This window comes from Halomonas sp. hl-4 (assembly GCF_900215475.1).
Lineage (GTDB): Bacteria > Pseudomonadota > Gammaproteobacteria > Pseudomonadales > Halomonadaceae > Vreelandella.
The window spans coordinates 1,148,001-1,166,610 of sequence record NZ_LT907845.1; the positions used below are offsets into that span (position 1 = coordinate 1,148,001).

Here is an 18,610-nt window from a genome sequence, read left to right on the forward strand (position 1 = left end):
GGCCAAGGCAATGCGCTATATCCAGCCGAGCAGCCGTAGCGCGAAAATACCGGCGGTAACCGTCACGCTTGCCATCAGGGTGGTAATGGCGATGATGTTCGCTGCTAACGAGAAATTGCCACCAATCGCCTTGACCATTACAAAGCTTGCGGCTGCTGTGGGGCTGGCAAAGAACAGGAATAGCAAGCCTAGTTCGCGGCCCGAAAACCCCGCAAGCCAGGCAGCTCCGGTCGACAATACCGGAAGAATAACCATCTTCATCACGCTGGCACTTAACGCGACCTGCTGGCTTTCTCGCAGGCTTCTCACCGACAGGGTCGCCCCGATGCAAATCAGCGCCAGCGGCAACGTAAGAGAAGCAAAATAATCACCTGATGTCATCAACCAACGGGGCAACTGAACTGACCATGCGGTGAATGGCAAGGCGGCCAACACGGCGATAATCAGCGGGTTGGTACAAATCTTCCAGAGCAGGCTGCGCCAATCCGTTGCCTGACCGGGTTGATACATTGCCAGCACCACCACCGAGAGTACGTTGTACGTCACAATGACAACGCCTAATAATAGACTTCCCGCCGAAAGACCATAGTTGCCATACATGCCCGCGGCCAAGGCCAGCCCCACCACGCCACAATTACCGCGAAAGGCTCCCTGAACGTACACTCCGCGTTCTTCACGAGGGACCCGGAAGCTCGCCCAACCCCAGCTCAAGGCACATTGGCACAGGGTCGCCAACGCGAAGAACACCAAGAGCGGCACATCCAACGCCACGGCCAAGTCAGCTTTTATCAAGCTTAAAAAAATCAACGTCGGTAAGGTGGCTTTGAAGACTAAGGCAGAAGCGGTCGTCACGAATGCTCTGTCTATCCAGCCAAGTCGCTTTAAACCTAAACCTACAAATACCATGGCAAAAACAGGCAGGGTGACATCAAGCGTGCGGGCAAACAGCTCAAATAGACTCACGGTCAACAATCTCTTTTGCTGAATTCAAATATTAAGGCGCTGCATCTGCTTATACTCTACCGTACCGTTGACGGAGATTTATCGACTGGCTGGACAGCGATGGCAGCATAAGAGAAAGTGTTCCAAAACGCGCATATAACAGACAGGTTACCCATGGTATCACTCCTCGGAAGCCATAATGAAGCGCAGCGTTTGTTTACACTAAAACGCTACACCTTGGGTGATCGCTCTGCGGATCCTGAGCTTGACCGCATCACTCGCTTGGCCGCCACGCTTTGCCAGGCCCCTATGGCGTTAATTACCCTGGTCGACGAGCACCAAACATGGTGCAAAAGCAAGTATGGCAACGCCGTAAGTTTCACCCAACGTGAGCATTCATTCTGCACTCACACTCTCTCGTCAGCCTCGCTTCTCGAAGTTCCTGATACCCAACAAGACCACCGTTTTCAGCGGCTCCCACTGGTCACTCAGCCCCCGGGCATCCGCTTCTATGCAGGAATGCCCTTAATAACTGAAAACGGCTACGCGATTGGCTCGCTCTGCGTGATGGACACGGTGCCACGCCAGCTAACCACCACCCAGCGCGAGCTCTTAACCCAGCTCGGCACTAGCGTCATATTACAGTTTGAGCACCACTTAGCATCTCGCGCCCAGCATGCCACCAGTAAAGCAGGTATCGGCGTTTGGGAGATGGACATTCCTAGCCGCGTCACACATTGGAATGACGTCATTAACCAGCTATATGGCATTGGCGAAGAAGACGATATTGATATATTCCAGCGCTTAAACGTCTACGTCGAGGCGGATAAAGCACGCTTAATTCAGGCGTTGAATGCAGCGGTTGAGCACAAGCGAGCATTTAATGACACCTTTCAGCTGATCACTCCGCAAGGGCTTCAGCGCTGGGTTCGTATTACCGGCCATCCCATAATGGTCAACGGCAGCGTTGTTCAGTTAATCGGCACCATGATTGATGTGACGCCACGCAAACGCGTCGAAAGCCAGCTTTTAAAGCAGCAGGCGTTGGAGCGCGCGATTATGCGCGCTCAAGCAAGCTTTATTGATGAAAGAGAAAACACGTCTGCGCTCAATCATCTGCTAGACGATTTGCTGGCGCTGACTGATAGCGAATATGGCTTTATTGGCGAAGTTCTTAAAGATGAGCAACAAGCCCCTTACTTGGTTGCCCATGCCATTACCGACATAACCTGGGATGACGAATCGCGCCGCTTTTATGATCAAAATGCTCCCAATGGCATGATCTTCAGCAATCTGGACACGCTGTTTGGCCACGTGATGCGCCATGAGGAGGTAGTGATTGCCAACCAGCCTGACCAAGACCCGCGGCGGGGTGGGCTCCCTCCCGGCCATCCTCAGCTAAAAGCTTTTTTAGGGGTGCCGATCCATTTGCACGGCCACTGTATCGCCATGATTGGCTTGGCGAATCGCCCCAATGACTACGACAGGGCTCTAGTAGATTTTCTAGCCCCGCTGCTGGGTAGTATCGGGCAACTGGTGAACAGTCTTCGCATCAACCGCCAGCAACGAGACGACCAAACTGCCATTTCCCGCCTCTCGATGGTGGCCAAAAAAACCAGCAACGGCGTGGTCATTACCGATGCCCAAGGCCGTATTGAATGGGTCAACGAAGGATTTACCCGCTTAAGTGGTTACACACTTGACGAAGCGCTGGGCAAAACACCTGGAGAGCTATTGCAGGGTCCGCAGACTAACCCAGCCACGATTGCGAGGATTACCAAAGCACTCCAGCAGAAACGCGGCTTTGAAGAGGAGGTGCTCAATTATCGCCGGGATGGGTCTCGCTACTGGGTACATATCAGCTGTAATCCGCTGCCAGATAGCGATAACGGTAACGCAGGCTTTATTGCCATCCAGTCCGATATTAGCGACACCAAAGCCCACGAAGAAGCCCTGTATAAAGCCGCCAATATTGATGAGCTAACCGGGCTCGCCAACCAGCGTTTAGTGAAAGAACAGCTGGCTCAATATACCGATGGGGCCACGCACGACAATGCCGTTAGCATTCATGTTTTAAATCTAGATGATTTTAAACGACTCAATGAGTTACTCGGTTATCAAGCGGGAAACGACGTGCTGGCAGGCATCGCCAGACGTTTGGAGGGGCTAATCGACATCACGGGGTTCTGCGGGCGTTTAAGCGGCGATGAATTCGCTGTAGTGACGCAACCACCTATCACCGCGGCCAGCTTACAGCGCCGCATTCACGACACGTTTTACTTAGCAGGCCAGGCTATCAAGATTACCACCTGCGTGGGCACGACTACCTACCCGCAGGACAACGTAGACACCGACACACTTATCCGACATGCGTACCAAGCCCTCTACCAAGCAAAAACCCACGGGCCCGCACAGAATGCCATTTACAACCCGGATGAAGAACAGTCCACGCGCAGCAAACAAAAGCAGCGCAATGCCATACGCTATGGCTTAAAGAATGGAGAGTTTGTGCTTTTTTATCAGCCACAGGTTAACCTTCAATCCCACTGTGTGATTGGGGTCGAAGCGCTAATCCGCTGGCAGCACCCAGAAAAGGGCCTACTCTCACCAGCCGCTTTCCTGCCGTTAGTCGAAGGCACTGATTTGGAATATGACGTCGGCGAGTGGGTCATCGAAACAGCGCTCAAGCAGCAAACGCTTTGGCAACAGCAATCCATTTACATGCCCATCAGCGTGAACATCAGCCCACGGCACTTATTGCACCCCGGCTTCTTGCCGCAGTTGCAGACTTTGCTTGCCGCCTACCCACACATTGAACCACGGCAGTTATCACTGGAAATTTTGGAGTCGGCCACGCTTGATGATATGCAGGCGGCACTGGCGGTGCTATCTGCCTGCCAGGCATTAGGGATTGACGTTGCCCTTGACGACTTTGGTACAGGCTATTCCTCATTGGCCTATTTTCGCCATTTACCCGTGCAACTGATCAAAGTCGACCGCGACTTTGTCCGCGATATGCTAGACAGCCAGAATGACCGGGCGATAGTGGAAAGCATAGTGTTTCTAGCCAAAAAGTTTTCACGCCCGGTCCTGGCAGAAGGCGTCGAAACAATGGCGCATGCTAGCGCGCTGCTGGCATTAGGCTGCCACTTGGCCCAGGGCTATGGCATTGCCCGCCCCATGCCCGCGTTGGATATCCCCCAATGGTTGCAGCAGTGGAAGTTAACAAGTTGATATCATTCAAAAAGCTGGATAGCGCTTGGGCTATGCTCTTCATGTAGCCTGATCACCACGCCATTACGGCCTTTATCCTTGGCTGCGTAACTCCCGGCATCAGCGCGCGCCAACGCTTCATCAGTGCTTCCATCGTCTTCGTGAAAGGTGGTAACCCCAATACTCAGCGTTACGCTATATTCTTTACCTTCATGAACCACCGAAATTTCCCCCACTGACTGACACAAGGATTCGGCGATCTTTTGCGCTTGGTTCAGAGTACAGCTGGGCAGCAAAACACCAAATTCATCGCCGCCTTGGCGGGCAACATGATCACTACGGCGCACTTCCCAAGCGACCACTTGGGCGATACGCCGCAGCATTTCGTCACCCAGTGCATGCCCACCTTCATCGTTAATCGGTTTGAAATGATCAAGGTCAAACAATAATAGCGCCGAGGGCGTGCTGGTTTTTTGAAATTCGGCAAAAGCATCATCAAGCCGCCGCTCAAAACCACGCCGGTTAAGCAACCCGGTTAGCGGATCATGCTCAGCTTCCCAGCGCTGAATAGCCTCTTGCTCACGCCGCTCGGTAATATCTTTGACGACGCCTACCAAACCCAACGAATGGCCACCCTGGGAGAGCATCACCACCCGAGCATGTACATCCAGCCATAGCGTTTCATTATCGCTACGCACAAAACGAAACTGGCGGACAAAATCACTCCCGGTTTTGAGGCTATGTTTCCACATATCGATAGCTCCGCCCCGATCATCGTGATGAATTTGATGCAGCCAGGCGTTCGTCGGCGCATCCGACTGGATGCCGAGCATGTCGAGAAGCGACGGATTCATATAAGTAATATCGCCGTCAAAATTGGCGACAAACATTCCTTGCGGGGTAGCATTTAGCACAGAGTCGAGAAAAGCTTCACGCTCTTGGAGGTTAGCCATCAATACTTGGCGCTCGTCCTCCACGCGGTTGAAGGTATGCGCAACGCGCTGCAACTCTTGCAAATTAGTGCCTAGCTGCACTCGCTCGCGTTCACCGCGCCCCACTTGGCCAATCTGCTTGGCTAAATGTTTTAACGGCGACAACATACGGCGCAAAATTAACCAGAGCACCGGCAGCATCAGCAACGTCAGTGCGACTCCCAGCCACCATAGTCGCTTTAAAAAGCCGCCTAGCGGCTCTTGGGCTTGCTCACTGGGCAAATACAGGCCTACTACCCAATTCGCTGGCCAAACCTGCCCATAGGACTGAAAACCAAGCTGGCCGTTAAGCAACGCACCAACGGCCTCACCTTCCCAACCATCTAATGCCAAACCAAGCCAAGGATTAAAATCGCTGTCCGGCACCTCGGTCATAATCAGGTCGCGATTAGGGTGATAGAGTATTTTTCCAGAGGCCGTCGCCACCCCCGCGTAGCCTTGTTCGCCTAGCCTAACCCGAGAGAGCCGATCAAAAATCCCACCGGAATCCAGACTGACAACGCCGCCCACAAAGCCGTTGAAGTTCCCCTGCTGATCAATGCGCGGCACGCTAATCAATATCATTGGCATACCGCTACCACGCCCCACAAACGGCTCACTAACGTAAGGCTTTTGCGAGCCGCGCAGTATTTTAAAATATTCAAGCTGGGCGGTGTCTAACCCTTCACGTCCTTCAACATTCGGCCAATCGGCGATCACCCGCCCTTCTGCATTGGCGACCACCACACCTTCGAACCAAGCCATTAGCGCTTCATTACGCTGTAACGTCGAATCTATCGCGTCGTCACTAGCATCTGCTTCAAGCTGGGTGTTTAGGCGGCTTAACGCATCAATGCGGGCGTCTACTTGCTCAGTGACCTCATCGGCAAGCAACGTCGACTCATAGCGCAAGTGCGCCATATTGGTGGCCTTCACCATGGCACTGCCTAGCTGCCACGCCATCCCCAGCACCAGCATCACGACCAGTAGCCAGGTAACGGCTAGCCCCATCAGCATCCGGTTCTGAAGCGAACCGATACAGGATTTGCGTTTTAACCAGCGAGCCAAACCCACCCACCCCGCTTACCTTGCCGAATATTCAACATTTCACCTTTAAGGTTTTTTTATCGTGTGTGCTAATAGTACCGTTGTATGAGCCTCCACCACAAAATAATTACCTACCGATAATCAACGACCGCTAGTGATCAAGCCTCTTCTCATCAGGCACATGGGGGTCGAAATTGTTGCAAACCTCATGCCGATGTTCGCTAGGCGAACACTGTGCGGCACCCTATTATGCATCAGCCCTTCTTCTCACTCCCAGCAGGCATTACCTCACCTGTTCTTCTTAGACCCAAAGAGCAGCCCCCTGAAGATACGCTGAGGTGTAGAAAAGGAGTGCCGTGCTGAAAGCATTTATTCAAAAAAACGCAATTCACGATAAAATAACAATCAATTAACCTTAAAAAAGACTTTTTTATAAGTAAACTTACCAAATAAAAAATTAACCACATCTAATATTTAAAATACTTAAAAAAAATTAGCGTGCTAACACATTGAATGAAATCGAGAAAGTTCCTCATCCTTTTGTCGTAATCTTATATTCACCCAATTGTAACTTCACTTTAAGCTCGCTATGTTAGCTCCAGATAGCAAACAGCGTTCGCCTCTTGGGCTAGTTGGCTATCTAACTAAACAACAACAAACCACAACGACAGCGCAGTCTCTCGATAGACTGCCTGATATAAATAAAAGGAAATGCAAGTGACTTTTACAAAGCGCTTTAAGCAAACCGCTCTCTTCTCGACTAGTGCATTAGCTCTTGCTGTTGCGTCGGCATCACACGGCTACGATATAGAAGTGGGTGACACTGACATTAGCATTTATGGCTATGCAAAACTGGACCTGATCTACGATGTAGATAGTGATCTTGGTGATAAAAGCGTTGGCTACGGCAATATTGCTCTTGATGGGGATAGTAGCAGCACCGGCCATACCGGCATACATGCGGCAGAAAGCCGTATCGGGTTTTCAACGGCCACCCCGATGGCAGGCAGTGAATTAAAGACCACCATTGAAGGTGATTTTTACGGCGGTGGCGCTGATAGCAATGCAGCGGAATTCCGTTTGCGCCAGGCATTTGGTGAGTGGAACGGTATTCTTGCAGGTCAAACCTGGACCAACTTTGCAAGCTTCATTCCTGGCACACCTACTATCGACTTTACCGGTCCTGGCGGACGCGGCATTCTAGATCGCCAAGCTCAATTACGCTACACCACTGGAGGGTTCTCTGTTGCGGTGGAAGACCCAGACAAGCTGGGCGGCAATGTAAATGCCAACATTAGTTCTGACACCATTACTGGCTATGAACCAGACGGCACTCCAATCACAACCACTTCATCTTCAAGTGCGGCTAAAAACAAAGTACCTGACCTAACTGCCCGTTATGAAGGCGCTAGCGGCAACTTTAGTTATGCGGCCTCGGGCGTAATGCGCTACCTGGAGTACGATACAAACAATAACGCAGACGCAGATGCTTCCTGGAGCGATGATACCGCTACAGGTTGGGGCATCGCGCTGGCCGGTGCACTTGAAGTCACTGAGGACTTGACCGTTCGTGCAGGTGTTAGCCACGGCGATGGTATTGGCGGTTATGTTGATAGTAACCCCTACCAAGCTCCTGCTTACGTAGACTCTAACGGCAACCTAGAAACCGTTGAAGCAACAGGCGGCACAGTAGGCGCAAGCCTGAAAGCCGGCCCTGGCGCATTTAACCTCGTTTACAGCGTTGCTACAGCGGATCTGGATGATGCAGAAGTTGCCGACAGCACGAATGATACCTTCGAAAGTGTTTGGGCTAACTATATCTGGTCACCGGCATCTACTCAAAACATCGCTTACGGTGTTGAAGTCGGCCAGCACAGCCGTGAAACGGTAGGTGGGGACGACGGCGATGCTATTCGCGTACAGGGCATGGTGAAGTACAGCTTCTAAGCATTAACGGCGGCTTTACAAGTCGCCACAGGCAGACCTTAACAGTACAAGCAAAAACTCTTCGATCCTTAAGCCCCAACCAAGGTTGGGGCTTTTTTAATGGGCAGTAACAGTGAAATGGCTCATCGTGGAAAAGCGTTACCCAGGTAATCTCAACACGCCATTGGCAGGTAGCAACCAGCCCCTTAAATAATATGTCGTCTATCTACCTATACATAGTATTAGCCTGACTCCAGGCGCTTACTGATTGCAAAGTTAACTACTCTGGCACTTGCGCGTGCTCTTTGCATGACAACTCCCTATATTAAGCTGGCACCCTTCTAAACAATAACCTCCTTCATAGCTGACAAGCTTGGACTATCAACGGGCAAGCCACTGACTTGGCCTGACGCAAAGTAAATACCTCCTCCTGGCTAGCAATGCACACCGCAGAGGAAACCGTATCAGGCGCAGTAGAAGCGGGCTTATAACGTCACTCACCACATCAGATTCAAAACTTGATGTTGCTAGCTGTCCTTTCCAAGCAATATTGATTCATTGCCAGCAATAAATTCGCGCTACTAATGCAACCCTGGCCCTAACAAACACACCAGGCTAGTCGACAATTCGCATACCGCTTCCCCAACTATCCCTTTACGGGAAACCGTGTAATACCCACACAAAAAAGCCGGCCCCTAAGGGCCGGCTCTGTCGTCGTTTCCGACGTATCTAGCTAATCAACTGCTTAAGACGAAGCGTCTTAGAAGTCGTAACGTACACCGACGGTGTATTGAACATCGTCGTCAAGGCTACGGAAGTTTTCAGACAGCGACTCATCGGTGCTAGTAGAGCTATCTTCCTGGTAAGCTTCGGCGAAGACATACATCGGCTCGCTGAAGCGATAGTTGGCGCCCAGCACCCAACGGTTTTGATCGTCGACGCGATTATCGATCATTTCAACGTGGTAGTAGTCGCCGTAGATCTCACCCATGCCGTAGTCATAAGTAGCACCAACACCAACTAGGTTGTCGATCTCATATGATGCAACAGACTCACCGGCGCTATTGGTAGACTGTGTTTCAACTTCATCTTGAGAAGCGGTAACGTCACCAGCTTCCTGGTAACTGATACGTGCGCTGAAGTTGTCGGTAAAGCCGTACTGAGCTACCACGCCCCATAGGTCTTCGGAGAACTGTTTAGCGCCTTCACCGTCGTAGCTAGCGGTGTCATTTTCATCGACCTGCTTGGCTTGGTTGTAGGCAGCACCCAGGTAGAGGTCTTCCCACTCGTAGCTAACACCAGCGTGCCAGGAGGTGCTGGAACCGGTATCGTCTGCACCACTAGTATCATCAGTGTTGCCAGACAAGTGCTTGACTGCAACCTTAGTCTGGAAGCCTTCCATTACCGGAGAAGAGTACTGGATAGAGTCGCCGTGGGCAGCAACGTTACCAAAGTCAATGTTGGTAGCGCCGTCGCTTTCTGGCACGTCCTGAATGACGGTAACGTTCTGGTACATGATGGAGTCGAAGTTACCGACCTGCACCGCACCCCAGGTATCACTCTTCGCACCCACGTAAGTGTTGCGAATGGTATCAAAACCTGCATCGTTACGTGCATCGGCCTTGCCACGGAATTCCATGCGGGCGAAAGTGCTCAGGTCGCTGGTGACGTCGTGGTTAGCGATAAAGCCAAAACGCGAACCCAGGTCAACAAATTCAGAGCCGTCAGACTTTTCATCGCCACCAGCTTCCGGGCCACCAGTCTGTACAGCGTAAGCCAGACGACCGTAGAGGTCGAGGCTGGTGCCGTCCTGGTCGTAAACGGTTGCGGCCTGGGCGCCAGAGGCGGCCATGGTACCAGCGATAGCAGTCGCTAAAAGTGTCTTTTTCATGGTGTAGGTTCCTTAACTAGCTTACTGTTTCGATCGTTTCTGTTCGACCTTAGGTCGACAGTCGGCTTCGTGGGTACGCTCTTTTTTCATTTACCAGGTATTTAAAACCCGGCTAATGCGGCACATCCTCACAAAGACCTTGTTATATTCCAATGCTCGCAAGGCAAACTCTATACTGGGACTGTGAGGAACGCAATAGAAAAAAACACTGTTTTTTTATTATTCGCGTTTTTTTTGCGGAACAAAGCCATTCTGAGCAGGTCTTATCGGCTCTGAAATTTCTTCTGCAGGCCCAACAACTTATCTTCCAGGCTAAGTTGTTTTTGGGGCGCATCAGCGCCAGATGGCGTTTTTTCTGCTTTTTTCTGCGGGTTTGTCGGCGCTTTTTTTGTGGGTTTGGGCGTTTTGGCGTGAGGATTAGCGCCCTTAGGCGCTTGAGGGCGCTCATTGGGAGACGCGGACGCCTGCTGGGCACGTTTTTCTGCTGCATGACGCGCAGCTTCCGAATCTACAACCCCCGCTTCATTGCCATCCAAATCAATACGCACTGCCCCCTCGCGCACTGATTTTATATAACGCGGCAAATTGACGTAGTTTGCCAAAGCGCGACGGATTAGCTTGCCTGACCATGGCTCGCGTTCGGCGAGGTCTTGGTGTATGCCGACTTTCAACGGCTGAGTATGCCCCTTAAAGAACGCTTTTGGATAGCGCTGATACCACTGAGTCAGAAGCGCGTGGGGCGCAGGCGGCTCGGGGTTAGATTCCTCGCTAGCGGACACATCAACTGGCGGCGAGGATGTTGGCACAGACTCCGCTTTGTTTTGTGTAACGCTTTCTGTCACGTCTTCTGGCACGTCCACTTCCGCGGCGTCGGATGTTGAGGCGTGAAACTGAGCTAACTGCTGTTTTAACTCAGCATTTTCTGCACGCAGCCGGGTTAGCTCAGCCTGAGTGAGTGCCCAACGCTGCTCAAGGTCGTCTAATAACTGTCTGGGGCTTATTGACCCAGGGTTTACCGACTTAGTGCTAACCGACATCCAAGGCTTCTCCTTCGCGGGGCTTTATATACACACCTAAGCCTATGGGGCTACGCGTTCGTAAGTCACAAATGCATATTGGGGTTGCTGTTCATTAGGCTGACCGGCCACGCGTTGCGTTTCACGCCATTCGCTTGGGTCTAACGAAGGAAAGTACGCATCACCTTGCACCTCAATGTCAACTTCCGTCACGTAAAGCCTCGACGCATAGGGCATGGCTTGGCGATAAATTTCCCCGCCACCCATGACCATAATTTCTTCAGCCGCTTCAATTGTTGCCTGCTGGTCTGCCAGGGCAAGGGCGGCAGGAAGATCGTGGCAGACCCGAATACCCTCATGAGTAAACGCGTCTTGACGGCTAACCACAATATTTAACCGATTAGGCAACGGCTTGCCAATCGACGCAAAGGTTTTACGGCCCATTACCAGCGGCTTGGCCTGGGTCATACGTTTAAAGAACTTTAAATCTTCAGGCAAATACCAGGGTAGCTGCCCTTCTACCCCTATGACACGGTTTTTAGCCATTGCCACAATCATGGCCACGGGTACCAGCGGCTCAAACTGACTCATACCGCCACCTCGGCTTTGATGTGGGGGTGTGGCTGATAATCCGCTATTTCAATGTCATCAAACTGGAAGTCAAAGAGATCGTTAACATTGGGATTCAGGTTTAAACGCGGTGGCGCTTTGGGCGCACGTTCAAGCTGCTGCTCCGCCTGTACCAGGTGGTTACTGTAAAGATGCGCATCGCCCAAGGTGTGCACAAACTCACCGGGCTTAAGCCCAGCGACCTGCGCCACCATACTCAATAGCAAGGCGTAGCTTGCAATATTAAACGGCACACCCAGAAAAATATCGGCGCTGCGTTGGTAGAGCTGGCAGGAGAGCCGCCCGTTCGCCACGTAAAACTGAAACAGGCAGTGGCAAGGGGGAAGCTGCATATCATCTACCTGAGCCGGGTTCCAGGCTGATACCACCAAGCGCCGCGATTGAGGTGACCTGCGAATCTGCTCAAGCACATTGGCGATCTGGTCAACGCTACCGCCTTTGGGATCGGGCCAGCTACGCCATTGATAGCCATATACGGGTCCCAGATCACCGTTCTCGTCTGCCCACTCGTCCCAAATACGCACGCCATTATCTTTCAGGTAGGCGATATTGGTATCGCCTTTTAAGAACCACAAAAGCTCGTGAATAATCGAACGTAAATGCAGTTTCTTAGTGGTTAGCAACGGAAATCCGCGCGACAAATCGAAGCGCATTTGATGGCCGAACACCGAGCGAGTGCCCACCCCTGTGCGGTCATGGCGGTCAGTCCCCTGATCTAATACCAAGCGCATTAAATCCAAGTAGGGCTGTTCAAGCGCAGGCAAGGCGTTCGCATTGACGGAAGCGTTTGGCACGGGCGTAGTTACGGTCACAGCATTTCCAAATTAAAGGGGCAACATAGCGATGTATTCTAGGTGGACAGACTCAAGCGAGCAATGGCTGCCCGCCTGAGCACGGGCACTCAGATGAGTTTTGCGTCTACCGGCTGTTGACGAGACCAGGCCATCATTATAGCGCCCAGCGCGATCATGGGTAGCGTCAGCACCATTCCCATGGTGACCCAACCAAAGGCGATAAAACCGATGTGGGCGTCGGGCAGGCGGAAAAACTCAACTAGGAAGCGGAACACGCCGTAGAAAAGCAAGAATAAACCTGAAACAAAGCCACGCGCTTTCGGTTTAGCCGATGCCCACCAAAGAATGCAGAACAGTACCAAGCCTTCTAATATGGCTTCGTAAAGGGCTGACGGATGACGCGGTTCGGGGCCCATACCGGGAAACGGCATCCCCCAGGGCAGTGACGTAACTCGCCCGGGCAGTTCGTGGTTAATAAAATTACCGATACGGCCAGCGCCTAGTCCAATGGGTACCAGTGGGGCAATAAAGTCGGTTAACGTCAATATGGCTAATTGCTTACCCCTTGCAAAAAACCAGGCCGCGAGCAGCACCCCAATTAAGCCTCCATGGAAACTCATTCCTCCATCCCAGACTTTAAACACCCATAGCGGGTCGGCTGCCCATTGGCCCAAGCCATAAAATAGTGCGTAACCCAAACGTCCGCCGGCAACGACCCCTATGGCGCAGTAAAACAGCAAATCACCAATATCGTCTCGGCTTAGCCCAATCCGCGCTGCACGTCGACAGCCGAGCCACCAAGCGGCCACGAACCCCACCACGTACATAAGGCCATACCAATGGATTTGCAGCGGGCCAATGGCGATCGCAACAGGGTCGATTGTGGGATAATTAATCATCTACGCTCTCTACTTAATGGGTCTGTTGATGTGTCTGGATGAGTTAATACAATTAGCTCTACAAACGTCTAGCTCAATAAAAACTTCAGCCCCACGACAGTGAGCAGGGCCGCAAATGCCCAGCGCAACACGTGACTGGGCAGGCGATGCGCTAGGCGGACGCCCACTCGGGCAAAAGGAATACTCGTCATAACGATGGTAATAAACGCTGGCCACATCACATAACCGGTGGCCCAAGGAGGCAACTGCGGATGTCCCCAGCCCATCCATATAAAAGTGGCGGCACCAAACAGCGCAATGGGTACGCCGCAGGCGGCTGATGTTGCCACTGCTTGGGTCAAGCTAGCCCCACAGCGCGACAACCAGGGAACGGCAAGCGTGCCACCACCGATACCGAAGAGCGCCGACACCCCGCCAATCACACTCCCCGCCAGCACCATTGCATAGGCTGGGGTGTTGACAGCCTGATTAGGCGTAGGCTTAAACCCTAGCGCCATTTTGACGGCCATCGACAGCACAAACAGGCCAAACAACATACCCAGCAGCGACCCTGTCAACTGCCCGGCTACCAGCACCCCCATAATGGCGCCGGCCATTAACCCCGGCAGCAAAGCGACAAACCAAGGGAAGTGAATACTCCCCCGTCGCCAATGCCCCAACGCCGAGGATATGCCTGTTACCACGATTGTGGCCAACGAGGTACCAATCGCGAGGTGCATCACCACGTCAGGCGAAAGCCCTTGGAAAGTAAACACCGCGGCCAGCGCGGGTACGATGATCAACCCACCCCCGACGCCGAACAGGCCTGCCATCGTTCCCGCCACGGCACCAAGCAGCCAATACCCGAGTAACGTAACCGCCAATGCACTCATCGGGTAGGCGAAGCCCCATTGGCCTCTGGGAACCATGTGGTAATGATGCCCAGCAAGGTTTCCGGCTGATAAGGCTTGGTCAGTAGGTCGTCAAGGCCGGCGGACAAGCATTCTTGCTGCCCCATGTTGTCAGCATTAGCGGTTAGTGCGACAAGAACGCTCTTACGGCCTCCTTGAGCAGCTTCGACTTCGCGCCAACGGCGGGTGGTTTCCAGCCCATTGAGCGTCGGCATAAAAATATCCATAAAGACCAGGTCAAAAAAGCTTTGCTGCTGACGCTCGAGTGCCTGCTCTCCGCTGCTCACGCCCTCTACATATAAGCCGTGGTTTTCGAGCATCTGACGCGCCAGCATAAGGTTCACCGGACCATCATCGACGACCAGTACCCGCAACGATGATGCCACAGGTGCTTGGTCAGAAGACTCGGCAGGGACGTCACGGTGCTGCACCAAGTTCATTAGCAATGCACGAATATCGGCAATTCGCTCGCGCACCTCAAGCATATTGGCCCGACAATCTTCGCTGACCTGGGTATTTAATTGTTCGCTTAAACGGTCAAATAACGCATCGGTCTCACGCTGCAACAAGCCTAAATACTCCGACTTAAGACGCGACTCTTCTCGCGCTCGGTCACGCCCGGCGAGCAGATGCCTTACCTGTTGCTGTTGATGATGCAGGTCATCAAGCAACGTCTTGGCATCATCGGTTTCATTGGTGACTGCCTCAGCTGACGAAGGTGCAGCTATCGACGCAGCAAGGCTCGATAGCACATTATTCACTTCCGCAAGGCGTGCGACGGGGCGTTCGTCAGAGGGCTCATCCAGCGTAAGCGTTTGGCGAGGGGAGGTGATCGCCACCCGCTTAGCGAGTGTTTTGGTATGTTGCTCAAGCTCAACCAACTGCTGCATAAGACGCTCTTCTTTATGCTTGGCACGCGACTTCACCAACATCAAAAACGCCGCTACATTCAAGCTGCTGCCAGTCAACAGCACAAGCATCAGCCACAGCGAAATGCTCCATGATGCGTAGCCGGGCGACACCCACCCGACCAACCAAACCACCAACGCGCAAAGCACCACTAAGGTGGCCTGCATCAGTAGCAATGGCCACAGCACTGGCCATATCAGGGTATTCCAGAAATGTTCCCGCTGGCTGTGTTGCATAAAATAGCGCCTTCCTTTCTGGCCAAGCGACACAAGCTGATGCGTATTCCTGATTAACAACGCATTTGTTTCGCAACTTGGGTTAGTGTAGGAAATGACAGGCTACAAGTGTACGTCGACACGCCCGGAGTGTCATGCCCGCGCTATATCAACCCAACCGGACGATGAACCCCCATGTGTTTAATCGCTTTTCGATGGCAGCCACGCTCTGCCACTCCCTTGCAGCTAATTGGCAACCGCGATGAGTTCCATGCGAGACCCACTGCGACCCTAGCGCCCTGGCACGACAGGTCGTTAGTAGGAGGACGCGACCTGGAGGCGGGTGGAAGCTGGCTGGCGGCCAATCGCGAGGGCAGGATCGCAGCGCTTACCAATGTGCGCGACCCCGGGTTAATCCCGGCACCGGGGGCGCCCAGTCGCGGACATTTGGTAAGCCAGGCATTGGAATGCGACAACATAGCGGCGTGGCTAGGCAACCTTGCTGAGGGTGCAGCGGCACAGTACGCGGGCTTCAACTTGCTGGTCGCCACCCCTACCCAGCTTTGGTATTTGCATCGCGGCCGCGAGCAGCTTTCGCTAAACGAAGTCTCTCCTGGCGTTCACGGCTTGTCTAATGCTGTGCTTAACAGCCCGTGGCCGAAGCTGCTATCGGTCAGGGAGGCCCTTGAACAAGTTGACCCCAGGCACTTTCCGGGCAAGGCCCTAAACGCCTTCCAAGACCCTCGCACAGCGCCCATTTCAGCGCTACCGGACACCGGAGTAGGCGATGAGCTGGAACGCCAGCTATCGGCAGCGTTCATTGTGGGCGAGCGCTACGGCACCCGCGCCACCAGTTGGTTATCACTCACTGACAGTGGCGATGTGTCGATAACCGAGCAGCGCTTTGGGCCCTGGGGAGCTTTCGAAGGCGAGACGACACTGAGTGTCCAGTGCGAACAATAAATTAAGTGTCTAATCACGCGGCGGCAGCAAATGTGAAAGCTGCCAGTCGTCCATACGTTTATCCAGGTGCACGTGCACCTGGGCCGGCGTATCCAGCAGCATCACTTCAGACAGCAACTGCTGGGCATCCTTGAATGACACACGTCGAATCGCCGCACGCACTTTAGGCAGGCTGGGGGCATTCATTGACAGGCTGGTAAAGCCCATTGCCATCAGCAGAAGCGCTCCCGCCGGGTCGCCCGCCAACTCGCCGCACAACGAAATAGGCTTATTAAGCCGTCGCGCATCCTGGGAGAGCTCTTGCAACGCGCCTAGCAATGCGGGGTGAAGCGCGTCGTAAAGGCTTGAGACCCGTGGGTTATTGCGGTCTACCGCAAGAAGATACTGGGTCAGGTCATTACTGCCTACCGAGAAAAAATCCACCCGCTTGGCCAATGCATCCATTTGGTAGATAGTGGCCGGCACTTCAATCATTACCCCCACCTTGGGACGCTCTACATCGATGCCCTCCTCACCCAGCTCCAGGATGGCGCGGTCCAACAACCGCAGTGCTTCGTCCACCTCTTCCACATTGGTGATCATGGGGAAAAGCACGTAGAGGTTGTCGAGCTCTCTGGACGCTTTCAACATCGCCCGCAGCTGCACCATCAGGACTTCAGGATGGTCCAAGGTGACTCGCATACCCCGCCAGCCTAAAAACGGGTTGGCTTCTTCAATCGGGAAGTAAGGCAGATCTTTGTCACCGCCAATATCTAGCGTGCGCATGACCACCGGCAGCGGTGCAAAGCTTTCTAACTGATCGCGGTAAAGCCGCGTCTGTTCTTTCTCACCTGGGAAGCGCTCGGTAATCATAAACGGCACTTCGGTACGGTATAGCCCCACACCGCTGATACGGCTTTTGAGCAGTGCGGCGGCATCAACGGCTAGCCCGGTGTTCACCATCAATGGCATGTCGTGGCCATCAGGCGTCTCGCTGGGCAAGTCTTGCTCGTGCGCTAATAGTTCGGTAAGCGCTTCTTCTTCGGCAATCAGGCTTTCATAGCGGGCTTTCAGCTCCGGGGCCGGGCGCACAAACAACCGCCCCCGGTGGCCGTCTAGCACGACAGGCGCGCCTGAAAGCCTTGGCAGCGGTAAATCGACCATGCCAAGCACGGTGGGGATCCCCATGGCGCGGGCAACAATCGCCACGTGGGACGTACTGGAGCCCCGTACCGACACTAACCCTTTCAGCTTATCGCGGGGCACTTCACCCAGCATGGCAACGCTAATCTCATCACCCACTAGAATCGCGTTATCGGGATACGTTTCAGGAGTCGAGGGCGAGCCCTCTTGCAAGTGAGCCAACACACGGCGACCCAGGTCGCGAATATCCGCTGCCCGCTCGCGAAGATAGTTATCATCTACGCGCTCTAGGTATTGAACGTGGCGGCGCACTACGTCAGCCAAAGCGCCAGGCGCCCACTGCCCTTCACGGATACGCTTTACCACTTCCTCTGACAGCGCCGCTTCGCCGAGCATTTGCTGGTAAACATCGAACAGCGCCAGCTCTTGGGTAGAAATGCGGTTAACCAGCCGCTCAGCGGCGGCGCGAATTTCATCGCGGGTTTTGCCAATCGCTTCTTTAAGCCGCGCGATTTCATACTCTTGGTCGTTGGGAACAAGGTCGGGAACGCTGTTGAGGTCTGACGGCGGCGTAATCACCACTGCTTCACCCATCGCCATACCCGGCGACGCCGCCACCCCCTTGAACATGGTTTGCCCGCTGGGAAGCGCACGTCGGTTTAAGTTACCGGTCGCCAATGCATGTGCCAACACACCTGCCAACTGGGCCGCCATAGTGACCAAAAAGGCCTCATCTTCGTCATCGTATTGGCGCTGCTCGGCTTGCTGAACGACCAGCACACCCAGCATTTGACGCTGATGGATAATGGGCACACCCAGAAAACTCGAGTAACGCTCCTCTCCGGTGGCTTCAAAATAGCGGAATTGTGGATGGGATTGGGCATCTTCTAAATTAAGTGGCTCGCTGCGCTTAGCCACCAGGCCCACCAGCCCTTCGCCAACCGGAAGCACCACCTGGCCAACAGCTTGGGTGCGCAAGCCGATGGTTTCCATTAGCACAAGCGACTCAAGCTCTTTATCGTAAAGATAAAAAGAGCACACATCGGTTTGCATCGCTTTGCGAATGCGCCGCACCATGGTGGCTAATGCAGCATCCAGGTTTTTCGCGCCATTCACTTCTTGAATAACGCGTCGCAGCACCTCAAGCATGGACGTTTTACTTTTCACTGTTATTTGCCTCGC

At 53.3% G+C, this 18,610-nt stretch carries 13 protein-coding genes; 3 read left to right on the forward strand and 10 right to left on the reverse strand.

Annotated elements, in window-relative coordinates; genetic code table 11:
* Positions 1 to 15: 15 nt before the first annotated feature.
* Positions 16 to 963, reverse strand: coding sequence for an AEC family transporter (locus CPH17_RS05630; protein WP_096298535.1), 948 nt, complete (start codon positions 961 to 963; stop codon positions 16 to 18).
* A gap of 153 nt (positions 964 to 1,116) precedes the next feature.
* Here CPH17_RS05630 and CPH17_RS05635 point away from each other — a divergent pair, with 153 nt between their 5' ends.
* Positions 1,117 to 4,176, forward strand: coding sequence for a sensor domain-containing phosphodiesterase (locus CPH17_RS05635; protein ID WP_096298537.1), 3,060 nt, complete (start codon positions 1,117 to 1,119; stop codon positions 4,174 to 4,176).
* Positions 4,177 to 4,178: 2 nt separating this feature from the next.
* Here CPH17_RS05635 and CPH17_RS05640 read toward each other — a convergent pair whose 3' ends face one another.
* On the reverse strand, positions 4,179 to 6,143 hold the full coding sequence (locus CPH17_RS05640; RefSeq protein WP_074398520.1) for a diguanylate cyclase: 1,965 nt from the start codon (positions 6,141 to 6,143) through the stop codon (positions 4,179 to 4,181).
* A 741-nt stretch (positions 6,144 to 6,884) separates the two neighbouring features.
* Here CPH17_RS05640 and CPH17_RS05645 point away from each other — a divergent pair.
* Positions 6,885 to 8,120, forward strand: coding sequence for a DcaP family trimeric outer membrane transporter (locus tag CPH17_RS05645; RefSeq protein WP_157742939.1), 1,236 nt, complete (start codon positions 6,885 to 6,887; stop codon positions 8,118 to 8,120).
* Between the two features lie 739 nt (positions 8,121 to 8,859).
* Here the strand turns inward: CPH17_RS05645 and CPH17_RS05650 are convergent.
* The 7 genes from CPH17_RS05650 to CPH17_RS05680 form a co-directional block, all read right to left on the reverse strand.
* Complete coding sequence (locus CPH17_RS05650; RefSeq protein ID WP_096298542.1) at positions 8,860 to 9,990, reverse strand: porin; 1,131 nt, start codon at positions 9,988 to 9,990, stop codon at positions 8,860 to 8,862.
* 263 nt (positions 9,991 to 10,253) lie between these two features.
* A complete protein-coding gene (locus CPH17_RS05655) occupies positions 10,254 to 11,027 on the reverse strand; it encodes a ProQ/FINO family protein (protein ID WP_096298544.1) in 774 nt (257 codons plus the stop codon).
* Between the two features lie 42 nt (positions 11,028 to 11,069).
* Entirely contained in the window at positions 11,070 to 11,597 is a 528-nt protein-coding gene (locus CPH17_RS05660; RefSeq protein WP_096298546.1) for a dihydrofolate reductase, read from the reverse strand.
* Positions 11,594 to 12,367 (reverse strand): thymidylate synthase, encoded by a 774-nt coding sequence (locus CPH17_RS05665; protein ID WP_231898109.1) that lies wholly within the window; start codon positions 12,365 to 12,367, stop codon positions 11,594 to 11,596. The genes CPH17_RS05660 and CPH17_RS05665 overlap by 4 nt, the downstream gene beginning before the upstream one ends.
* A 170-nt stretch (positions 12,368 to 12,537) precedes the next feature.
* Entirely contained in the window at positions 12,538 to 13,329 is a 792-nt protein-coding gene (gene lgt, locus CPH17_RS05670) for a prolipoprotein diacylglyceryl transferase (RefSeq protein ID WP_096298548.1), read from the reverse strand.
* A gap of 68 nt (positions 13,330 to 13,397) precedes the next feature.
* Positions 13,398 to 14,201 (reverse strand): sulfite exporter TauE/SafE family protein, encoded by an 804-nt coding sequence (locus CPH17_RS05675; protein ID WP_096298550.1) that lies wholly within the window; start codon positions 14,199 to 14,201, stop codon positions 13,398 to 13,400.
* Positions 14,198 to 15,364: a response regulator gene (locus CPH17_RS05680; protein ID WP_096298552.1), complete on the reverse strand. Its 1,167-nt coding sequence runs from the start codon at positions 15,362 to 15,364 to the stop codon at positions 14,198 to 14,200. Before CPH17_RS05680 ends, CPH17_RS05675 begins: the two co-directional genes overlap by 4 nt.
* Before the next feature lie 174 nt (positions 15,365 to 15,538).
* Here CPH17_RS05680 and CPH17_RS05685 point away from each other — a divergent pair, with 174 nt between their 5' ends.
* Complete coding sequence (locus CPH17_RS05685; protein WP_074396868.1) at positions 15,539 to 16,306, forward strand: NRDE family protein; 768 nt, start codon at positions 15,539 to 15,541, stop codon at positions 16,304 to 16,306.
* A 9-nt stretch (positions 16,307 to 16,315) separates the two neighbouring features.
* Here the strand turns inward: CPH17_RS05685 and ptsP are convergent, their stop codons facing one another.
* Positions 16,316 to 18,577 (reverse strand): phosphoenolpyruvate--protein phosphotransferase, encoded by a 2,262-nt coding sequence (ptsP, locus tag CPH17_RS05690; protein WP_074396869.1) that lies wholly within the window; start codon positions 18,575 to 18,577, stop codon positions 16,316 to 16,318.
* Positions 18,578 to 18,610 lie beyond the last annotated feature (33 nt).